The following is a 21,390-nucleotide window of genomic DNA, read 5'->3' as shown; positions in this document are numbered from 1 at the left end:
TACGATGAAAATATTTTTAATATTATTGTTTACGGGCTTTTTGCATACTGTCAGCGCGCAGTCGCTATTGAAGGGGCAGGTGGTCTCACTTTCCGACAGCAGTGCGCTGGCCGGAGCGGTTGTCAAAATTAAAGGCATAAATCAAGGCGTGACAACGGACGAAACGGGACGCTTTAAATTGGCAGTAGATCAGACCAGGCTTAGTCTGCAGATCTCATACATAGGCTATGAGTCTGTGGAGCTGGCTGTTCAGATGCCTTTGTTGGCCCCCCTGAGAATAGCGCTTTTGCCGGACGCCAATCAGCTTGGAGAGGTGGTAATTTCTACGGGATATGAAAAAATACCCCGTGAAAGAGCTACTGGTTCATTCGCTACGGTGGATAATGCGCTTTTAAACCGCCGCGTGAGTTCGGATATCGTCAGCCGTTTGGATGATGTGGCAGCTGGTCTGATCAACAACCGTGGAAAAGGCAGCGCGCAGGGGCTGCTGATCAGGGGGCAAAGCACCATTAATTCCAGCACCCGTCCGCTGATTATTATTGATAATTTTCCTTACGAAGGAGATCTTGGCAGCATTAATCCCAATGATATCGAAAGTGTCACGGTTCTGAAAGATGCAGCTGCGGCATCAATCTGGGGTTCAAGGGCTGGAAACGGGGTGATCGTGTTAACGACTAAAAAAGGGAGCGCAGCAAAATCACCACAGATCACTTTTAACAGCAATCTGACCATCGGGGCCAAACCTGATCTGTTCTATCAACCGCGTATGAGCACCGCAGATTTTATTGACAACGAACGATTTTTGTTTGAGAACGGAAGATACAATTCAGCCGAGAGAAGCGCCGCTAAATATCCGTTCACTCCGGTCGTGGAGCTTCTGATCGCCGAGCGCGATAACCTTATCACCCAGGAGCAGGCCCAGTCCGAAATCGAGCTACTGAAAAGCCGCGACATCAGAGGTGAATATGAAAAGTATATGTATCAAAGCAGCGTCAGCCAGCAGTATGCACTTGCGCTAAGCGGTGGGGGCGACACGCACCGGTACTTCGTCTCAGCCGGTTTTGATGAAACCCGTCCCAGTGAGGTATCCAATGCGTACCAGCGCTTTACATTCAATGCAAACAATACGTTTATTGTATCCCCTAAACTGGAAATTTCTGCAGGCGTATATTTCAGTGAATCTAAAAATAGAAACGCAAATCCGGGAAATCTGACCTATACCAATCCATTGACGGGCGCACTTGGGACACAGATGTACCCTTATGCAAGTCTGGCTGATGGCCAAGGTGAGCCGCTGGCCGTCATAAAGGATTACCGTCTTAATTTTCTTCAGCAGGCCGAGCATGCCGGGCTTTTAAACTGGCAGTATAAACCGCTTGCAGAAATGGCGGCTGCTGATAACAAAGCTGGATTGACCGATTACAGGATTAATCTTACTGCAGACTACAAAATACTGCCGGGGTTTTCTTTCTCAATGCTTTATCAGTATGGAAAAGGAATCAGTACGGGCAGGAATTATTACAGCGAGCAGACCTATACCGCCCGAAATCTGGTGAATCAGTTGTCCTGGGTTGACAGCTCCGGTATGGTAAAACAAAACCTTGCACCAGGCGGGATTCTCGACCGAAGCGAGAACGCTTACGTATCCCATAACCTGCGCGGACAGCTTCGCTATACCCATACTTTCGCCGGATCCGGCGAACTTGTTGCGATCGGTGGGGCTGAAATCCGGGACCACGCCACTGAGGCGGGCGCCAGCCGTTACTACGGTTATGATGATGATTACGCTTCCAGCAGGCCTGTTGATTATATTACCGCGTTCCGCTCTTATGTAAATCCGGCATCGACCATGCGGGTTCCCTATGTCGATAGCAGATCGGGAACTTCGGACCGGTATCTTTCCTATTTTGTGAATGGTTCTTATACCCTAAAAGGAAAATATATACTTTCAGCCAGCGGGCGGATGGATCAGAGCAATCTTTTCGGCGTTGAGACCAATGACAAGCGTGTTCCGCTTTATTCGGCTGGTGCTGCCTGGAGGCTTTCGCAGGAACGTTTCTTTCAGGTCGCCTGGCTTTCTACTGTGAAGCTCCGCTCGACGTTTGGCTATAGTGGGAACAGCAATAAAAATGTATCCGCATACACTACTGCATTCTTTGAGGGGACCGATTATTACACCCGGTTCCCGTATGCAGTGATCACCAATCCGCCCAACGAAAAGCTCCGTTGGGAGAAGGTTCAGACCTTAAATCTGGGGCTGGACTTTGAAACCCGCGGGCGCCGGTTTAACGGTAGCGTGGAGTATTACTGGAAAAAAGGGATGGATTTGATCGGAAGCATGCCGTACCCGGGAAGTTCAGGTGTGAAAACATTTACCGGTAATTATGCCTCGATTGCCGGTCGTGGTATGGATCTGACACTGACAGCCCGTATTTTTGATAAGGCTTTCAAGTGGCAGAGTGATCTGCTTTTCAGCCACACCACAGATAAGGTTTCACGGTATGAAGTACGGGCACTTTCTACTGCCTATCTGGGAAGTGGAGATGGTACGTCGGTTTATCCTTTGGAAGGAAGGCCTCTTTATGGGTTGTACAGTCTTGGCTGGGCCGGGCTCGATCCGGCCACAGGTGACCCGCAGGGTTATCTGGAAGGGGAGGTCAGCAAGGACTACGCGGCGCTGTTAAAAACGGACCCGGATGCTTTGCACTATCACGGGCCGGCCAGACCCAAAATGTTTGGAGCACTTAGAAACACGTTAACATACAAATCGCTTGCGTTATCTTTTAACCTTAGCTACCGGCTGGGACATTATTTTCGTCTGAGATCGGTATCCTATACAGATGTAAATAACAGCGTGCCCACGCATAGTGATTATGCACTGCGGTGGCAAAAAGCAGGAGACGAACTTTTCAGCAGTGTTCCTTCCAGACCTTCGTCTGTTAACACCAACAGAGATAACTTTTACGCTTACGCTCAGATTCTGGTGCAGAAAGCTGATAACATCCGCTTGCAGGACGTTACCCTGAGCTATGATCTGGTGCGGAGCGCGGGCAGAAAACTGCCTTTTCAAAGTGCTAGGCTGTATATATATGGAAATAACCTGGCAATGATCTGGAAAGCTTACAAAGGTAGCCTGGATCCGGATTACGCGCAGGCAATGTTTTCGCCGGTGCGAAGCGTCAGTATTGGAATTAAAATCGACCTCTAAAACAAACGGTGATGAAAAAAGGACGTATTTACCTATTAATGATTTGTGCTTTTAGCATTTTACAGGTGGCATGCCAGGATGATTTTTTAGAGCGGAAGCCAAGAAAATCATTGCTGGTACCCCAGACACTGACCGACTATCAGGCGCTTTTGGATAATGGATTGCAGCTTATGAATAGCTCGCCCTACCATACCGTATTATCAGATGGCGATTTTACGCTGACTGATGCCTTTCTTGCCAATCAGAATCAACTGAACCGGAGCACTTATATGTGGAGTAAAGATGAACAGCGATCCTTTCCGGGTTGGGATACGCCCTACAAGCAAATATTTACTGCTAATGTGGTGCTGGACGGCCTGATGAAAATGGATGAAGTATCCTCTGAAACCGCCGCGTATAAACAACTGAAGGGAGCAGCACTCTTTTACAGGGCAATTGCCTTTTATCATCTGGCCCAGCAGTTTTCAAAGGCCTATAATCCACAGGGAGATAATAGTTCAGCCGGCATTGTCCTGCCTTTGAGAGCGGATGTCAATCAGACGCTGCCAAGAGCTACCACCGCTCAGACCTATGATCAGATCACCGGCGATCTAAGGGTTGCCGCGCAGCTGCTGGAAAGCGAACCGGCCTATCTTTCAAGACCTGGTAAAGCTGCAACATTTGCGCTTCTGTCCCGCGTTTATCTGGCCATGCAGGATTATGCCCAATCGCTTTCCTTCGCTGAGCAGTGTTTGAGTTTAAAAGATGGACTGCTGGATTACAATGCGCTTGCACCTTCGGCAAGCGCACCTTTTCCGCTCCCTTTCAGCGCGGTGAATCCGGAGATTCTTTTTTTCTCTGAGATGTCGACCTCGCTTCTGGGAAATCCGGCTGTACGTGTTGATTCTTCCTTGTTTGAAAGTTATCAGAACGGGGATCTGAGAAAAACGCTTTATTTCTCGGCAGCTCACAACTTCAAGGGCAGCTATACAGGTACACTTTATCCATTTTCGGGTTTAAGCACTGACGAAGTATATTTGAATAAAGCAGAATGCCTGGCAAGGCTCGGACAGACATCCCTGGCCATGGAAGCGCTCAACAAGTTGCTGGAAAAAAGGTGGACCAAAAATGGTTTCAGAGCAGTTTCTGCCAGCACTGCTGAGCAGGCAACTAAGCTTGTTTTGGACGAAAGAAGAAAAGAGCTTGTTGGAAGAGGAGTCCGCTGGACGGATCTGAAAAGACTGAATCAGGATCCACAGTATGCGGTAACACTGTCACGAAATATCGCCGGAGAGAAAATTACGCTTTTACCTAACGCTTCGCAGTATCAATTTAAGATTCCGCAGGATCAGACCTCGTTCGGAACTGTTGAGCAGAATCCATAGGTGGTCCTCAGAGAGACAATGTTTTTCGTACCGCTGCCATGCAGCGGTACGAAATTCGGATCAGATCAACGAGGCATCACCTGATTGAGAGGAGATTACTGTACCGTTCTCGTCTCTGGTTTGAGAACACTCATTGTCGGGATTCGCATCACAGCGCAGCGTTTGACCCGAAGGAACGGGTTGCCAGTTTTCGGGCTGCCCTTCGGCGGCACTGTTATAAAAAACCGTGTTTACAGCAGAGTTTGTGTTGTTGGCTACTGCCAGACCGCCGCCCAGCATCAGGGCAGCTAAAAACAGATAATTGGCTTTTAACGTTTTCATAAGAATAAAACTTAAGTGTTAAAAATTAAACAATTAGTTGGTGCTTACTCTGTTTTCAGGTTTTCGGCGAAGTTATCCCTGGCGCGGGTAGGGCAGTGATTCGGACTGTGCCTGCCTGCGTCTTGTTTTTATTTGTATTCCGGTTAAACTGCGTCCCGTTTTTTCTGCAGCCTAAGTGCGGATATAGATAGCATTAAAAAAAAGGCATTGAAGATAAAATGGACTTTAAAGCTCATATTTCCGATTACACCGCCGCATCCACAAGGAACCCTTTCAAAAACATTCATAAGTACCAGCCCCATGTAGCCGGTGAAAATCAGCATCAGTAGCGCCGATCCGTATAAGCCGGCAGTACGACTTGCGCCTGCAACCAATAGAAAACTGACAACGATCTCGCAGATTGGAATGAGCCAGAGCAGTATACCTATGGACCAGGCCGGAAGAGGTTGATTAGAAAGTTGTCTTCGAAATTCATTAATATCGATTAACTTGCTTATTGCGGTATAAAAAAACAGGATAATCAGCATGACGGTTACAGTACCAATGATTCTTTTGCGCTGAAAAACAGATAGATTCATGGCGTTATGTTTTAATTGTGCAATAGAATTCTGTCAGAAAAGCTTCTGTTTAAAAGTCATTCATATTAAATCAACCATAAGATATCTTTAATACCAAAAGTCACCTTTATGATCAGCATCCGGTTCTTGTCTGTCGCAGTTCAATATTTTAACCATATAGTGTATACGTATCTCTACGGCAGTAATTATATGGCCAGATTACGGTCCGGGTATACCAGTCCGATTAATTCCTATTGCTTGGTAATTTTATTTTCAAAGCATATCTCCCGACGACCTGAACAAATTTCGCAAGTTGTTTTGAGATTAGTTGTTCGATTTTCCGACGAATTCTGTTCGATTTTCCGACTTTTCAGATTGGAAAAAATCCCTGTTGAAATTAATCTCTGCTTTACTCAATTGTCATTAATAGCAGCAGCTTTTCCTGGCGGGAAGCCGTAATAAGACCGGAATTGAGTACTAAAGCTGGATGTACTGTTGTAGCCTATCATCTCTGAGACGACCAGTATGGAATACCTATCATATGTTAAAAGCATAAATGCCTGCTGCATCTTAATTTGATTGATATATTTTTTCAGTCCGATCCCAAAATTATCCTGAAATGCTCTGCTTAGCGTATCAGGATGTACATTGAACTGTTTTGCTACTTCTGATGCATGAGGTAACGGGCCGCTCTTGACCTGGTCATCAAGATAGTGCTTCACTGACATAAGCTTTTCGAATGCTTCAGGGAATGGTTTACTGTTAAACCTGGCCAGTTGGCCGCCATATGCTTTAAGAAGACTGAGCAGTGAGATTTTCAGTGACATTGATCTTCGCTCTGAGTGTACAGCGGTAAGTTGCTGATATATCTGATCAATACTACCGATTGTGAAAAACGGAAATGTATGACAAAAGGGAGAACCTACTCTGAAATGAGATCCCATCCGAAAATCTGAGGGTGCCATCTTTAAGAAATTGCTGAGGTAATCCGTATCAAATATAAACAGGAATCCACAGCTGCATCCTTTGGAAATGGTTACCTGATATTTTCCGGTGGGTGAGTTGATCGCGCCATACTGACCGGCCGCCAGGGTCGAAAATCTACCGCTCTGTTTATCGATACAAACGATGTTTCCGGTCAGCCCATAGTAAAACACTACACATGATTTTTTAAATGCCACATCAATCTTTAGATCCTGGTCGAGTTTGATTTCAAAAAGTTCGAGCATGAAATCATATGCTATGAAACGTTGCCTTAGAATGTCTCCTTCTGACCATTTCAAGTGCTGCACGTCTGCATTTGTAACGGGATAAAAGCAGCCTGGTGGTAAAGTTCGTTTGGTTGTGAGCTCCGGCAGGACCGAAGAGGGAAGTTGAATGGAATAGATCGTTTTCATAAAAGTGACTGTTTAAAGACAATTTGAATTTGTCCGGGGAGTAGATTTTTTTACAACTGATTGATCTTATCGCAATACTTCCCCCAATGCGGCTGAAAAATGCAGGGGTTTTATTTGAAAATCGGCTACATGGAGATATTTTTCTTGCTGATAGTCAGAAGTCGCAAACAGAGTGGGTCAGTATGGCCTGATCAGCACCCGTTCCCAAACGAAAGCCAAAAAAATGCAATCTGTGAAGGTAAACGTTACTGGAAATGGTAAAGCAGCCAACAGTGCTGAAAAGATTGTCGGTAAAAGTGTAAATTGGATTTTTGCTAAGCAAATATCGGGCAGGGCAAAAAAGGTAGAAAATGTCCTGACAAAGACATCAGATGGAAAGTTGCTCCCCAATACGAACGACAATCGATTCTGGTATCAGCTCAGGGTGTTTGTTTCTTAAAATATTTTGAACCGAACTTGATTCCCGGATGTATACAGCATGCTCTGAGTCGAATGACAAATAACCCTGACGGAAGAAGCGTTCCTGCTGATGCGCCCCGGATTTGATCGATAGAAAATCAAGGAATGTGATCTCAGTACTTTCTCTGTCTATCAGCAGCCATTTGTAAAGATCGGCTTTTGTGGAGTCACCGGGAAGGTCCTTGCTTTTTAATTCCAGAATAATGAACTGCTGGTTCTCAAAAAAATATAGAAAATCAAAAATATGCAAAACTATAACGGTTTTATTTGAGAAGGCAATTAAGTAAAGAGTCGCCGGAATAAAAAATATTTGGCTGCTACTATTTAATCAGAATCAGCACTGTTCATTTTCATCGGGTTTGGCTGCTTTTGAAAGTTGTGTCTTCTTAACTTTTGAGTAGTACGAAATTGCCGTGCCGGATTTGCATCTAACTGGCTGGATGACAAATATAATTGGGTTAACCTTTGAGATCACTAAAAAGTCGTAATTAAGCATATTCTAGATAAAATTTTACTTTTGCTATGCTTCTAAATCAGGGAGTCGTCAGTTAACATAACAACAAAACGAAAGCGTTGGAAAAATTTAGTAAAATCAAACAGCTGGTTACGGATGCTGAGGCAGATTTCTCGGCCTTCTACGATAAAGGAAACAAAGCCGCCGGAACCAGAGTCCGCAATGTAATGCAGGAACTTAAAGTTTTGGCTCAGGAAATAAGACAGGAGGTTACAGAAAAGAAAGGCGAGTCGAAATAGATAAAAATAAGCGGGTGTCTTCTATGTTGAACAACAAGTCCAGGATTAAATTCAGGAGCTCTCTTTCCAATTGCCGGATCCGTTTTTCTTGTCCGTCAAACCTTCAACTTTTTCCCGAAAATCAGATTTATTAAGATTTGCGCGCCAATTACTGATACGCCGTGCATCAGGCCCGAGCTCAGCCGCTGCCGCACTCACCGAGCCCTTGGCCTCAGACAATTCCACTGCCATCTTTTTGAACTATTCGTCAAACACTTACGGTCCGGCGCGCGGTCGTTTTCTCATGTCAAATTTAGTTGAAATATTGAATCTGCCTATTTCTGCCTCTAAACAAATGTAGCAACGTCAGTTTTCGGAAAAGCCTAATAAGATTCGCTTACCTGATTCGGTTTATAGCGTATCTGGCATCAATATTTATGTAATCGCAATTTTTTGACCAATATGAGCAGGATTTTCAACTTCTGATATCAGATACAATGCTATATTTTTTCTACTGACTTTGCCGACCTTCATTCCGGGTTTCAAGGTTTGCACTATCTTTAAAGGCTCGGCAGATAAACTGTTGGTTAGTATGCCTGGCCTGACAATCTCCCAATTTATAGTGCTTTCAATAATAAGGCATTCCATCAGTGTCTTATCTGCATACTGATCTTTCATAAACAGGTAAATCACTGTCTTCATAAACAAATTCAGGTAGGGTTTGCTATCCCCTGCACCAAAGCCTGTAACAATGATGACCGGCTTATCATAATCCAAATCTTTACCGGCAATAATTATGGCCTTTGCGATTTCCGAGAAAAGCGTCGTTGCTTTTTTGTTTTTTGTGCCGACCGTTATCAATACAGCATCGGACAATGACATGACTTTTTTGAGGTCCTGTACATTAGTGGCGCTTGCACTCACTTTTGTAAGCATCGGATGGTCAGGCATTTTGCTGGTGTCACGTGACATAGCAATCATGTGATGACCTTTTTTCAAACCCAAAGACACAGCCTCTAAACCAATTCCGGCTGCCGCTCCTATCACCGCAATGTTCATGAGTTTCTGGATTTTTCGGTTAAAAATATGTTTATAGCCTCAGGTGTACCAGCGAGCAAATCCTGTGATCCCCATTTCCATTCTGAGCCGTTGCCCGAACGGATTACTGCGCCGGCTTCTGCGGCAATGAGCATCCCGGCAAGCCAGTTATGCGTGTCAAGATCTTTTTGCAAAAACAAATCGATCCTTCCAGCTCCGAGGTAGGCAAGCTGCAATCCATGAGGCCCATAATTTCTAACGACACCAAATTGGGACAATAGTTCTGAAAATGCTGATTCCAATTTTGGTTTCCAGTTACTTTCACTTTTTAATTGATGCCCGTATTCCAATACAGCGACCATATTAAATGCCTCGTTCTTTTTGCTGACTTTTAGTTTGACATCATTTAAAAAGCTACCCTGACCCTTTGTTGCCCAGAAAAGTTCGTCCTGAAAAGGATCATAAATGGCTGAAAAATACGGATGTCCATCCCGGATTAATGCCATATTGATACTCCAACCTGTGATATGCTGCAGGTATTGAACGGCACCATCCATCGTATCACAAAGCCAATACTGAGGATAGCCGGCGGGGTTGGTCTGTGCCCTGCCATCAAACTCATCATCATCGACCCACGGTATGCCTGGTAAAATAGAATCGATTCGCTGGCGCAGCTCATACAAACTACGCTCTTCAATTGATTTTAAACTGTCCATAAAATCCTGACGGCTTTGCGGAATCTGATTTTGTCTGAATCCGCTCAGAAAAATTCCGCCAACTTCCTTAATTTGAGATAAAATTGCCTCTGTATCTAATGTTTTATACATTTCTGGTTGTATTTGTTCGATTACAAAGGTATGGCTGCCACGATCGCATTAGTGAGGCGTAAACACGGTTATGATGGTTCTAAACACGGTATCTGCTCCTGAATTGTGTGGGTGAAAGGTGGGTATGTTTCCTAAATAGCTTCCCAAAATACAGCGGATCTTCATAGCCAAGCAGATACCCGATTTCATTAATATTCTTGTCAGTATAAAATAAAAGGCGTTTGGCTTCTAAAACATTTCTGGCCTGGATATGATGGGAAATTGAATGGCCCGATTGCTTACGGACCATATCATTCACATGCACCGGGGACAATGCTATTGCCTGGGCATATAAGTGCGGCTGCTTCCATTCTTTGAAGTTATCCTGTAGTAAGGATTGAAATTGCTGATAAACAGCACTTGCCCGGTCATTTTTTGCTGACAACGGTTTTTGCGATATTGCCAAAGAAACGACCAGCATGAACAAAGCGTTTACCAGGTGAAACGAGGCGCTATGAAGAAATTTATCGCCATTTTCGGAAAGTAATACGTCTACCCCACTTAATAAAGAGAGGATCTGGGCTGTTAAGACAGAATCGCTGTCCAGAAAAACAGGACTTACGATATGAGCATACAATGGTGCCAATGTATTTGGACTGATAGCTGCTGCATCAATATTGAGCAGCCATCCCGTTGCGTTTGATGTCCCGATTACCTGATGGACTTGCTCAGGCCTAATGATAACAACAGCGTTTTTGTCGATGCTCACATGCTCAAAATCGACCATCAACTTAAAAATACCGGAAGTCACCATCAGAAAAGTGAAGTGATCGTCGCGGTGCGGCTCAGTTACCGCATGTTTTTGATATAGGCCTAAATTGTCCAAGCTAGCGATCAGTAGACCATGCTGCGCCTGTCCACTGATGCTATATTCAGGGATATCAGTTTTTTTTTCAATAAGCAATGATGATAAATCTTTAATTAAATAATCGATAGTCTAACAAGAAACATGTTTTAATAATTCCTCCCTTCAACTTTCGGAAAGAAGTCTTTAATAGTGCCGAAAGCCTGTTGAATTATTATGTACTAATCATGCTGCGTAAAAATGAAACCAAAATAATACCTGTTGACATAGCTACAAATTTGCATGTAAGAAAAATTCACTGTTTGCTCGCTTACCGACTCGAATATCCGGAAAACCACAGTTTTCATGGATAAGAGCAAAGAAGATATGGTAAGCAAGAATATCAATTTGGTTAACTTCTCTGGCTGCTGCCGGAGCAAGGCAACCTGGTTTGCCAAAACGTTACATGAGTTCCAAACAACCAAAATTTAACGCCGTCTCGCTAATCTGGAATGAAAACCTCCGTAATAATGAGAACCCAACTTCTACTAATTTGCTCTACTACTGTTTAAAAATGTATTATTGGCTCAGTCAGTAACTTACGAAGGGTTGTGGTTGAAACAGTTTTCGATAACAGATAAGAAATTGGGCGTAATCAAATTCTATGTTGATACCGTAAATATGCTTCGAAAAGCACCTTTATTTATTGAAGTCAATGGCAGCTTTGGACTTCCCTTCAGAAGCACAAAACCGGCAGAAAAAGACAGATACCTATACTAAAGTACTTGAATGGCTTGTTCTTGAAAATATAATGGTAACTGTATTCGACAATGAATGTGGCCGCCAAAATCACCAGCCAGACAGTCTGATTATAGTTGTGATTAATAAATCGCTGCCAGTGTGTAACCGCCGAGCCATCGGTATTAAATAGGTGGACGCCGGTTCATGTTGACTTTATACCAGTAGACAAGCGCGTCGGTCAGTTCGGCGCCCACCCAGATAAGAAGTGCGTGCAGAAGCCATTGCTGCCCAATTGCCAGACGTGGGGATTGCATGAATTGAGAGACGATCATATCCAAACCAAGCATAATTCTATTTACCACTGCAACAAAGCGTGACAAGTAACGCATAGTATGGGACAAAATGCCTATTTGATGATCAATTTGGTTGGTGCCTACGAGCATTTGATTTTGAAGTTTAATCGCTTTTTCTGCTTATCCTACCTGAATACTATTTAACCTGCACCGGAAACGCATAAACTTTATTTAAAACTGACCTTGTAGCTAATGCGTCCCAAAATGAGAAATCGGCCATGGATCGTTTTTACCACCGAATAATTAGCCGCAAAAATGATATAGATGAACTTTATATGATCGCCATTTCATTATTTCGCACTATCAATTAGCATTGCCGCTGAGATAGACTTAAACGAGTATTTGCCACAGGGTGTCATCGCCAGTATTTCAGACATTGACTGTAAATTTTAGAATTGTTTTTCGCTGTTTTAACAGAAATATTTTGCAAAGGCAGGTTTATACATAACATGTTCTAACTTTCAACAAAGTGATTAATATAGATTTTCTTCTGGTCGCCGAATGTTGCCTTATCGGCCTTTTGGTATTATTATAGACAACCATCTCATTGCTTGATCTCAAATTTGGCAGATTCCAGGTACTTACCAGCCTTAAGCGATTAGCCTGATTGGTGCTCTCTATGCAGATCCAGTGCAGAAGACTTACAATACTGCCAATAATACGGCAGTCACCGATGAATTCCCCCTTTTCACCGACGCATTTCTTTTTTAGTGCAACGTTTCTAAATACCCTACGTATTGATGGTAATACTATCGCAGATTAATTTATCACTATGGAACGCAAAGATTTTTTAAAAAAGGGATTTGGAAGCCTGTTGGGCCTTGCAGCAATCAGCGCATGTAAAAATTCGGAGGTCGATCCTGTCGATTCAACGGAGGGCTCCACACAAGGATCCACCAACGGAAATTCATCAAGCAACTGTACGGTCACGCCTTCTGAAACAGACGGCCCTTACCCCACCAAAAGTCCTTCGAGCTATATCCGGAGGGACATTACCGACGGAGAAACAGGCGTCGCTATGGCCCTGAATTTGACTATCAAAAATGGCAACAGCAGCTGTACAGCATTGGAGGGCGCATTGGTAGACATCTGGCATTGTGATTCGGACGGTAATTACTCTGAATATGGCAATTATACATCCGTGCACTTTCTGCGCGGTAGGCAGGTAACTGATGCAAACGGACTGGCTGCTTATACGTCAATATTCCCCGGATGGTACTCTGGGCGAGCCCCGCATATTCATGTCCATATTTATAATGCATCAGGCAAGTCCCTTTTGATTACCCAGATTGCTTTCCCTTACGAGGTTACCAATCTAATATATACCACAGGCCAGTCATATGGTTATACAAAAGGCTCTCAGGACACTACAAATGAAAAGGATAATATCCTTAACGACAGTCTGGACTATGAATTGGCGACGGTCACCGGCAGTATGTCGGCAGGCTATGAGGTTTCCCTTACCATCGTGGTCAGCGCCTGATTGCCTGTATTGCTGATTAAAAATCTTCCATCATGCGCCTGATACGACTCACATACCGCAAAGTCATCGATGCCTTTTGCCAGAAACCTTGGGACAATTATGTTTTTGAGGATACGCATAAGGAGTTTTACATGCAGTTCCAGTACTACGACCGCCAAGGTCAGTATAAAACATTACAGCAATTGCTTGACAATGTAGTGGGGGCCGACAGGCTCCACACGAAGGTCAGCACGGCAGCAACTGGCTATATCGGCCAGCTGAACGGCATTATGCCCGATGTGGTCAATGTATCTGGGAAATTATGCCTGCCCTTTGAAAGCTTTAAATTTGAAATAGTACATTCTCATGTCTCCGACAAGAAGCAGCATAAGGTGGCCATCTTCTTTGAGAGTCCGCCCGTTTGCTGGCTAGATACGATAGCAGGGGCGCTTCTATGGTCATATGGCGACCAGCAGCACGCTTATTTGGCAGGTCAGCCCGTTCATACCGATATGATCCGGTTGCAGCCCTATTTGTCGATATCCAGCTATCAGCAATTGATTACAAATAGCTTGTCATTCACAAAGCCCGAAGATAACTTATGACAATGGATACCCAAGCGCAGATTTATTTGTCAGATCAAAGGAGACTTACCCAGCTGCCAGGACGAAAAAGTTTCCATAGCCTCAATTTTGGGCATTATTTTGACCAAAGCCGAAAAGCGATTGGATCGCTGCTGCACTTGAATGATACAGTGCTCAAGGCCCAGCATAGCAGTTGCATACAACCGATTAAAGATTTACAGTTACTACTTATTCCTTTGGTGGGCGGTGTGGAATATAAAAGCACGGTGGGGAATGGCTTTCTTGGTGCCGGGCAGGCTCAGCTGTTTTCTCTGTCTGAGGGCATGGAATATGAAGTTGTCAATCCATATGAAAGCGACAATATCAACTATCTAGAGATTTTTTTTTCCTGCTCTAAACCCTTGTTACCGGGGTTGAGCCATAAAGAATTTGATATCAGCAGTCCGAATGAACTGATTTGCTTTGCAACTATCACAAACAGTTGTTTAGCTTATATTGGCAAGTACGCCGGCAGGGAATCTGATGAATACTTTCTAAAATCCATAACTTGGAAACAGACGTTCGTTTTTATATTTATACTTGAAGGTGTTTTTGAAGTACAGGGCCGGTTGCTTCACGCAAGAGATGGGCTGGCTCTGACTGATATCAAAAATGGCATCGTTGATTTTGAAGCTTTGTCGAATGATGCCATTATCGTTCTTTTAGAATTGAATTAATAACAGGTAAGTATTTAATATTGGATAAATCAATGGTATTATTTAAAATGCGACGCCTAAAATCATTTTTAGTTTTTTACCGTGCACAACAGCCAATAAATGCCTGCGGCTTGCTCGTTCCAAAGCAGCAATTCAAGTCCTTTTTTGATAATCCAGTAAAATTATGCAGGTAGCATCTGATTTCTGATTCGTTATATTTATCTGCTTTTCATTGCGAGGAATTGTAGTTGCTAAGGGGCGATGTAATCTGTGAAGCAGCAATTAAATACCGTTCTTTACATACTATATCTTAACTTTCGTGTAAAACCCGGATCTGCCACATTTATGTTTCAGTCTAAAAGCATTTGGATTATTCATTTAGTTGGATGGCTCATCCTTATTAGCCTTCCTGTTACGATTCTGTCCCGAGATTCTGATCTTAACATTCAATTCACGGTGTTGCGATCCGTAAGTTTCTGGGCGTTTGTGGCGGTCTATGTCGTACTTTTTTATCTTAATTATCTTCTATTAATCCCTAAGTTGTATTTAAAACACCAGTATTTTATTTATATCACCACTTTTTTGACCCTCTTTTTGATCATTGGTTATGCCAAACCCTTTGAAAACCTGATTTTCCAGCGATTCCATGCTCAGCAGAACGTACATAGCGGGGATGGCCCCGATTTCGGTCGGCCACCGGGAATGGAATTTCAAAAAGGAGGGAAGTTTCCCCCGCCGCCGCCCAGACGATCAAATGTACCGGCTGTCGATTTCGTGAGTTTAGTTGTGTATACTATGATTTGGGTTGTTGCGCTGGCTGCCAGGATTTCACAGCAATTGCGCATGACAGAAAAGAGAGCAGTTCTTTCGGAAGCACAGAAAGCACAGGCTGAACTCTCATTTTTCAAAGCACAGATTAATCCTCATTTCCTGTTTAATACACTTAATAATATTTTTGCATTGGCAGTAAAAAAGAGTGAAAATACGGCGCCAAGCGTGATGAAATTGTCGCAGATGATGCGATACATTACAGAAGAAGCGACTGAAAACTTTGTCCCATTGGAAGATGAAATAGATTGCCTTGAAAACTATATTGATTTGCAAAAACTGCGACTTAATACAAAAACAACCGTTTTCTTTGAGGTAAATAACAGTAATCCCCGGGCCCAAATTGCTCCATTAATCCTTATGACATTTGTTGAAAATGCTTTCAAATATGGAATCAGTAACCATTATCCATCTAAAATTGAGATTAGGATAGACAATGCAACTGATGTGCTTTCGTTTTTTTGTCAAAACAAGATTTTTGATTTCAATGGGAACCCTGACAGGGCGGGAGTTGGTATTGCCAACACAAAAAAGCGGCTTGATTTCCTGTATCCGGGGAGTTATGCTCTGGAAATCGATAGCGATGGAGAAATGTTTTTTGTTAAATTAGAACTGAAATTCAATGAACTGTCTAGTCATTGACGATGAGCCCTTGGCGTTGGATGTATTACGAAACTACATTTCAAAAATTGCATCCCTGGATCTTGTCCACACTTTCGACGATGCTATTGAAGGTGCTAACTTTCTGCAAAAAAATCAGATTGACCTGCTTTTCATTGACATTAATATGCCGGATATGTCTGGATTGGAGGTGGTCGCGAACTTGGAAAATAAACCCATTGTCATCTTTACAACAGCGCATAAGAAATTTGCATACGAAGGATTTGAGCTGGAAGCGTTAGATTATTTACTGAAACCGATCAGTTTTGATCGATTTGTTAAAGCTGTAAGCAAGGCCGCAGAACACCATCAATTTCTCAAATCTGCACGGTATTATGCTACTGAATCCATTGTTGTAAGGTCAGAGTATAAAATGGTCAAAATCGAGCTGGATGACATTGAGTTTATAGAAAGTTTGGAGGATTATATCAAAATCCACTTGTTGAGCTCGAAACACCCGGTTCTGACATTAATGACGCTGAAAGGCATTTTGGAAATGTTGCCGCAAAACCGGTTCAGCCGCATTCACAGGAGTTACATTGTGCCCAACACAATTGTAAAATCCATCCAAAATAGAAAAGTTAAGCTTATTTCTGAAAGAGAGCTGCCCATCAGCGAGAGTTATCTTGACTTTATTTTGAGTTGGAAAAACCGCCTCTGATTTTCTAGGAGCGGCCATTTACCGTCACATTCAACCTATTCACCGATACATTAACAGACCATTGCAACATTCGCTATGCGTTAGACGATTATGTATTAACAACATAAACGCCTGGCAGTTTGATTACAGACGACAGTACATCCGACCGGCATGTAAAGAGTAAGACCTAACAATCAAATTTCAGCTAACAATTAAATTTATGAATGGATTTATGCTGAGAGTTATTTTCGACCCTCAAAGTTTGGATTCCATTATTGATGCCTGCATCCAAGGTAATAGATCGGCGCAAAGGGAGCTTTTTAAAAAATACTATGGGTACAGTAAAAGCATCTGTCTCAGGTACACGTCCTGCTCGCAGGAGGCCGACGAAGTATTAAATGAGGGCTTTTTGAAAGTATTTAATAATCTGAAAAAATTCGACCGTAACCAACCCTTTAAGGCCTGGCTCAGGACAATCCTGGTTAACACCGCCATAAGTTATTTTCGAAAACTGCGGAAGTATAAAGATCATCACACCGGTTATGGGGACTATACAGATTACTGTATTGATGATGATATTCTGGGTCAGATTGCCTCTGAGCAGATACTTAGCATAATCCTTCAGCTTAAACCCATTTATAAAACAGTATTTTTATTGAATGTTGTAGATGGCTACTCCTTAAATGAAATTGCAGATCAATTAAACATTAATCCTGCAACAGTACGGTCACACTTTTCCAGGGCCAGAATGCAGTTACGACAGTTGTTGGCCCAGCAGTATCCGAATTTACTTAGAAGGAACTTTCAACTTGATGATTTAACTTGAACACGTCTTTTTCGTTTCAGCTCGGTAATTCGATAATTACGGATATTTGGCGTGGTGGGTTGTGATACCTTTCGAATCCCATTTTTTATGATCGTAATTATCTAATAGCCCAAGTCCTTTAGCGAATTGGTCCAGCAATGTTGGATCTGCATCAACGAGTTTGTTTCAATTGTCCGGCTCAGTATGCGGATTCCATTTTTTAAGGTCTGAACCTTTTACTGCTTTTGGATTAGCCGTTTCTCATTAATCGCATAATTCTGGACCAGATAATCTTTTAAGCGCTGTGTCGCCCACAGTAGAGAATTCGGACGCGTTGACCATATGATTTGCTGACCTACTGACCATCACCTGAGTATTACTGGGCATATATTAATTCATTATCAATCATTGACGTAATCTGTTCAACTCCGGGCGAAGCTACCTGTTATAAAATTCCGATTTGGGCTGATCAATGGCTCCGAATGCTCCATTCCAGATTGATGTTTGAGCGTTATCCACTAATTAATCAAGCCTACGTTACCAACTGATTAGTGATAATTTCCAGGACTTGTAAATCAGAAGAATATACCTTCAAAAAGTTAGCGTTATGCTACAATGCAGTTGAAGATTGTAGTCTCCACTCATTTAAAACCGTTGCCAGATCCATTCAAACCCACTATCAGAACATCTTAAACAACAGAAGGACTAATGCCATGGTTGAATCATTCCATGCTAAAATTAAGGCGTTTAAGTCCTTGTCCAGGGGCGTAAGGCATACTCCATTCTTCCCGTTCACGCTGACTAAGCTATATGCTTAACTTCCCCCCCAAATTTGGATGGATCCCACATGGATTAATCCGCAAAATCTCTGTTAATGGACATACATTTAAATACACTATTTTGTATAATGGATCAGTCAGTTCCGAATATTTTATTCCTCCACCGTTAACTTCTTTATTGATAGGATTCCTTTCATCTTTTTGCCGGCTGGGGTGGCAGACTTTCGCGGATGCTACTTACTTAATATTGTGAATCTTAATGGAATTTATACAATTTTTTGCCGTCGGAGAAAATTGACAAAATGAGAAGTTAAATCCGATAGAATATCTAGTAGTGGTATTAATTCATTTTTTCAATTAATACTCAATTTGCATTACAGGTTTAGCTTTGATGTTTAGAGTGAGATTATTTGCGGAAACTATCGTATTTGAAGACAAAGCAGAGAGTTAAACCACAGAACTTACCGTTAAATAATAAGTTATAGCTATGGGCTGTTATTTTTATTAAGATTGCATCCGGTTACTTAAACTCTTTTAATTGAACAGTTTAGGCTATATCGAATCGATAAAAATATAATCCCTCATCGTTATGAAAATTAAATTCCGTTCTGCTTCTTTTAGCTCCACTCTCAATTCAGGGAAAAAACGAACAGGTATATCGCAAACCGCCCTAAAAATTTGTTTGATATACAATAAGTTTCAAAATAATATTTCTACAACATTTTAACGTGTCACAAATTAGCCGAATCAAATTTTAAGCAAAATCTCGTAGAGCAGATTAACTACGTTTATGAATTGTTTTAACATTTGAAAACGGCATGAATTTTGATGGCCTTATTTTGATACAATACGTTGATATTGAGGAATTTCCCTCCTGTAAAACTTTAAACTATGAAATCTACTGCAAAAATTTTATTACTGATTGTTGCTCTTCTGTCTTTTGAAACAAGCCACGGACAGGCAGATCCGGGCTCAGCCGGAATGATATTTTCTCAATCGATTTTTCAAGTAAATTCAACCGGATATCTTGAAGCGGTGATTGGTAATTTCTCTGCCGTTTTTAACGCCGGGAAAGCGTTAACGCCTTACGACGCAAACTTTGTGATCACCATACCTTACACATTGAAAGTTAACGGAGCTCTGGATTTTTCAAAAGTACCCTTTGGTGTGACAATTGTGAGCCAGATGACAACCTTTTCCGGTTCAACAATTATAAAGCTTACCGTGCCTGATGGAATTCCCAAAGGAGATTTTGGAGCTGTAAAAATCCCGTTGATGGCCATAAAAAGTGATGTTGCCATTTTGTATGCCACGATTGCTACAGAATATAACCTAAGCTACCCTCCTTCGGGGAATTTAACTCCGACCAATGATTTGATGTCTACTCCGGTGTCAGTCATTAGTCCGCTACCTGTTACATTGGTATCTTTTAAAGCGGCCAGAGAAAACACAGAGGTTAATCTGGATTGGTCCACAACCTCGGAAATAAACAGTGACCGGTTCGAAATTGAATATAGTTTGAGTGGAAAAGAATGGAATTTAATTGGTTCAATACCATCTGCGGAACAAAGTAAAGTCAAATTGAACTACCAGTTTACGCATTCAAATCCGTCCGAAGGTAACAATTATTATCGTTTGAAAATGATAGATAAGGATGAAACTTTTACGTTTAGTTCGATAAAAAATGTTGCCTTTGAAAATATCAGTGTGGAAATTTACCCTAATCCGGTTGCAGATCAGCTTACGATTAAGATGAGAGACTGGGCTAATGTAAATGCGATCAGGCTAATAAATATTACTGGAAATACGGTGTATGATTCAGGTAAAATGCCTGTACAATCCATAAATGTGACAAATTTGAAACAGGGTATATATGTTTTGAAAATTGGGAAAACAGATGGATCCTGGAAAGCAAAGAAAATTATGGTAACAAGATGACCTGACTATTTTATGATGGCGATGGCATCAAATATAGAAAACTTTGTGAGATAGAGCTATAACCCTCCGTAGACGATATCTTAATTGCGAAAGATTACTGAAATTAATTGTGTAAGCCCCTTTTTAAAAGGAGCTGAGCAAAGAAAATAAATTTTGATCTGTCATCATTCTGCACGAATAAATTAATAAATTGTAAGAGCGTAATTGGCTAGTTTCTCTGTGGCCTAGTCCACTTTCTGGAAACCTGCATTAGAGCTAGGTAAATTGCCTTTTCCAGTGCCGAATCGTTTGTGAAAGAAGATTTTGTTTAAGCGGCCGCCGCCCGGTGTAAATGATTTTTTTCGATTTCAATTGGGAATTCGAAAAAGTTGTCAGATTGTCCCAATTGGTTTTCCATGATCGCCCGGCGGAGGGGTATTTCTTCGACCCAACTTCCTCAAAAGCTTCCAATTCAAGACAAGTAATCTCAGCATCTTGCGCATCATAGCCCTTTTGCAAAGCAAAAAGAAACAGCCTTTTTGTACTTCCAAAAACAAAATTCGACGAATTTCGTTTTTGATGCACGGTATCTCACTCAGGAAAGGACATCTTTCATGCGTTTATCCAGGGACTTAATATTGCACGATGATAACGTTTTACTTTTATTGTTATGTTGAAAGTTGTGGAGAAAGCAGAAGAGATGTACCGTCTTATGAATGATTTTGAGGCTGGCGGTTATACCTGTAAATTATACCATACGTACACCTAATCCAACAGATACAATCACATTGAAGGAGCATCTTGCCCAGCACTAAACAAGTTTTAAAAGTTTTCCAAAAAGTAGTTACAGCGGATGCCGGGCATGGTTCGCAAGAAAATTACATTTTGCGGGAAGACAAAGAAATTGCTACATATATGAAGTATGGCATGTTTGACAAACAGCAAAACAAGACTTACAACGCCAAGCGTCCTTTCAGCGCCGACAAACTTTTTTATAATCCGCCAAAAGGACTGTTACATCTGTCGGATGGGCCAGCAAATAGAATTACATCGCTAACAGTAAGAGAAAAGCCGGCAATGGTTTTGAGCAGACTACCAGGATGAGAATTGGTACAGGTGCCCGCTAAATGGTGCTTGTAATAAATCCAGGGGCAACAGAAGATCATATTGATTAATGTTGAATTGGAGCGTCTGAAAAAG

At 42.1% G+C, this 21,390-nt stretch carries 22 protein-coding genes; 12 read left to right on the top strand and 10 right to left on the bottom strand.

Annotation, left to right across the window (positions count from 1 at the left end; genetic code table 11):
- The first annotated feature begins 4 nt into the window (after window positions 1-4).
- Both AC1XUO_RS25575 and AC1XUO_RS25570 read left to right on the top strand, forming a co-directional pair.
- Window positions 5-3,208, top strand: coding sequence for a SusC/RagA family TonB-linked outer membrane protein (locus AC1XUO_RS25575; RefSeq protein ID WP_483332678.1), 3,204 nt, complete (start codon window positions 5-7; stop codon window positions 3,206-3,208).
- An 11-nt stretch (window positions 3,209-3,219) separates the two neighbouring features.
- Window positions 3,220-4,572 carry a RagB/SusD family nutrient uptake outer membrane protein gene (locus AC1XUO_RS25570; RefSeq protein ID WP_483332677.1) on the top strand — a complete coding sequence of 451 codons (1,353 nt, stop codon included), beginning with the start codon at window positions 3,220-3,222 and terminating at the stop codon, window positions 4,570-4,572.
- Window positions 4,573-4,632: 60 nt separating this feature from the next.
- On the opposite strand, the gene AC1XUO_RS25565 is transcribed toward AC1XUO_RS25570, so the two are convergent.
- The 4 genes from AC1XUO_RS25565 to AC1XUO_RS25550 form a co-directional block, all read right to left on the bottom strand.
- On the bottom strand, window positions 4,633-4,893 hold the full coding sequence (locus AC1XUO_RS25565) for a hypothetical protein (RefSeq protein WP_483332676.1): 261 nt from the start codon (window positions 4,891-4,893) through the stop codon (window positions 4,633-4,635).
- A gap of 143 nt (window positions 4,894-5,036) precedes the next feature.
- Window positions 5,037-5,471: a MauE/DoxX family redox-associated membrane protein gene (locus AC1XUO_RS25560; RefSeq protein WP_483332675.1), complete on the bottom strand. Its 435-nt coding sequence runs from the start codon at window positions 5,469-5,471 to the stop codon at window positions 5,037-5,039.
- A gap of 392 nt (window positions 5,472-5,863) precedes the next feature.
- On the bottom strand, window positions 5,864-6,847 hold the full coding sequence (locus tag AC1XUO_RS25555; protein ID WP_483332674.1) for a helix-turn-helix transcriptional regulator: 984 nt from the start codon (window positions 6,845-6,847) through the stop codon (window positions 5,864-5,866).
- A gap of 367 nt (window positions 6,848-7,214) precedes the next feature.
- Window positions 7,215-7,556 carry a hypothetical protein gene (locus tag AC1XUO_RS25550; protein WP_483332673.1) on the bottom strand — a complete coding sequence of 114 codons (342 nt, stop codon included), beginning with the start codon at window positions 7,554-7,556 and terminating at the stop codon, window positions 7,215-7,217.
- A gap of 323 nt (window positions 7,557-7,879) precedes the next feature.
- Here AC1XUO_RS25550 and AC1XUO_RS25545 point away from each other — a divergent pair, with 323 nt between their 5' ends.
- Window positions 7,880-8,059 carry a histone H1 gene (locus AC1XUO_RS25545; RefSeq protein ID WP_483332672.1) on the top strand — a complete coding sequence of 60 codons (180 nt, stop codon included), beginning with the start codon at window positions 7,880-7,882 and terminating at the stop codon, window positions 8,057-8,059.
- A gap of 51 nt (window positions 8,060-8,110) precedes the next feature.
- On the opposite strand, the gene AC1XUO_RS25540 is transcribed toward AC1XUO_RS25545, so the two are convergent.
- From AC1XUO_RS25540 to AC1XUO_RS25520, 5 genes are all read right to left on the bottom strand, one after another.
- The gene (locus AC1XUO_RS25540; RefSeq protein WP_483332671.1) at window positions 8,111-8,290 is read right to left on the bottom strand and encodes a hypothetical protein; all 180 of its coding nucleotides are present in this window, start codon (window positions 8,288-8,290) and stop codon (window positions 8,111-8,113) included.
- Between the two features lie 183 nt (window positions 8,291-8,473).
- On the bottom strand, window positions 8,474-9,097 hold the full coding sequence (locus AC1XUO_RS25535) for an NAD(P)-dependent oxidoreductase (RefSeq protein ID WP_483332670.1): 624 nt from the start codon (window positions 9,095-9,097) through the stop codon (window positions 8,474-8,476).
- Window positions 9,094-9,903 (bottom strand): inositol monophosphatase family protein, encoded by an 810-nt coding sequence (locus AC1XUO_RS25530; RefSeq protein ID WP_483332669.1) that lies wholly within the window; start codon window positions 9,901-9,903, stop codon window positions 9,094-9,096. Before AC1XUO_RS25530 ends, AC1XUO_RS25535 begins: the two co-directional genes overlap by 4 nt.
- A gap of 79 nt (window positions 9,904-9,982) precedes the next feature.
- Complete coding sequence (locus AC1XUO_RS25525; protein WP_483332668.1) at window positions 9,983-10,846, bottom strand: AraC family transcriptional regulator; 864 nt, start codon at window positions 10,844-10,846, stop codon at window positions 9,983-9,985.
- Between the two features lie 803 nt (window positions 10,847-11,649).
- Window positions 11,650-11,910: a hypothetical protein gene (locus tag AC1XUO_RS25520; protein WP_483332667.1), complete on the bottom strand. Its 261-nt coding sequence runs from the start codon at window positions 11,908-11,910 to the stop codon at window positions 11,650-11,652.
- Between the two features lie 682 nt (window positions 11,911-12,592).
- Between AC1XUO_RS25520 and AC1XUO_RS25515 the strand changes: the two genes are divergently transcribed.
- The 8 genes from AC1XUO_RS25515 to AC1XUO_RS25480 all read left to right on the top strand — a co-directional run bounded on the left by AC1XUO_RS25515 (window position 12,593) and on the right by AC1XUO_RS25480 (window position 20,211).
- Entirely contained in the window at window positions 12,593-13,303 is a 711-nt protein-coding gene (locus tag AC1XUO_RS25515) for a dioxygenase family protein (RefSeq protein ID WP_483332666.1), read from the top strand.
- 32 nt (window positions 13,304-13,335) lie between these two features.
- Window positions 13,336-13,887, top strand: coding sequence for a hypothetical protein (locus tag AC1XUO_RS25510; RefSeq protein ID WP_483332665.1), 552 nt, complete (start codon window positions 13,336-13,338; stop codon window positions 13,885-13,887).
- A 2-nt stretch (window positions 13,888-13,889) separates the two neighbouring features.
- Complete coding sequence (locus AC1XUO_RS25505; protein ID WP_483332664.1) at window positions 13,890-14,582, top strand: pirin family protein; 693 nt, start codon at window positions 13,890-13,892, stop codon at window positions 14,580-14,582.
- Window positions 14,583-15,017: 435 nt separating this feature from the next.
- Window positions 15,018-16,031 carry a sensor histidine kinase gene (locus tag AC1XUO_RS25500; RefSeq protein ID WP_483332663.1) on the top strand — a complete coding sequence of 338 codons (1,014 nt, stop codon included), beginning with the start codon at window positions 15,018-15,020 and terminating at the stop codon, window positions 16,029-16,031.
- Window positions 16,012-16,710, top strand: a complete 699-nt coding sequence (locus AC1XUO_RS25495) for a LytR/AlgR family response regulator transcription factor (RefSeq protein ID WP_483332662.1) — start codon at window positions 16,012-16,014, stop codon at window positions 16,708-16,710. The genes AC1XUO_RS25500 and AC1XUO_RS25495 overlap by 20 nt, the downstream gene beginning before the upstream one ends.
- A gap of 199 nt (window positions 16,711-16,909) precedes the next feature.
- Window positions 16,910-17,515 carry an RNA polymerase sigma factor gene (locus tag AC1XUO_RS25490; protein ID WP_483332661.1) on the top strand — a complete coding sequence of 202 codons (606 nt, stop codon included), beginning with the start codon at window positions 16,910-16,912 and terminating at the stop codon, window positions 17,513-17,515.
- 530 nt (window positions 17,516-18,045) lie between these two features.
- A complete protein-coding gene (locus tag AC1XUO_RS25485) occupies window positions 18,046-18,312 on the top strand; it encodes a transposase (protein WP_483332660.1) in 267 nt (88 codons plus the stop codon).
- Window positions 18,313-19,164: 852 nt separating this feature from the next.
- Entirely contained in the window at window positions 19,165-20,211 is a 1,047-nt protein-coding gene (locus tag AC1XUO_RS25480) for a T9SS type A sorting domain-containing protein (RefSeq protein WP_483332659.1), read from the top strand.
- Window positions 20,212-20,466: 255 nt separating this feature from the next.
- Here AC1XUO_RS25480 and AC1XUO_RS25475 read toward each other — a convergent pair whose 3' ends face one another.
- A complete protein-coding gene (locus tag AC1XUO_RS25475; RefSeq protein WP_483332658.1) occupies window positions 20,467-20,775 on the bottom strand; it encodes a transposase in 309 nt (102 codons plus the stop codon).
- Window positions 20,776-20,991: 216 nt separating this feature from the next.
- Between AC1XUO_RS25475 and AC1XUO_RS25470 the strand changes: the two genes are divergently transcribed.
- Window positions 20,992-21,294 carry a hypothetical protein gene (locus AC1XUO_RS25470; protein ID WP_483332657.1) on the top strand — a complete coding sequence of 101 codons (303 nt, stop codon included), beginning with the start codon at window positions 20,992-20,994 and terminating at the stop codon, window positions 21,292-21,294.
- The last annotated feature ends 96 nt before the right edge of the window (window positions 21,295-21,390 follow it).

The sequence above is a fragment of the Dyadobacter sp. HNCC25DJ186 genome (assembly GCF_056895235.1).
The sequence above is the reverse complement of the archived record's forward strand: the minus strand, read 5'-3'. Positions and strand labels throughout refer to the sequence as shown.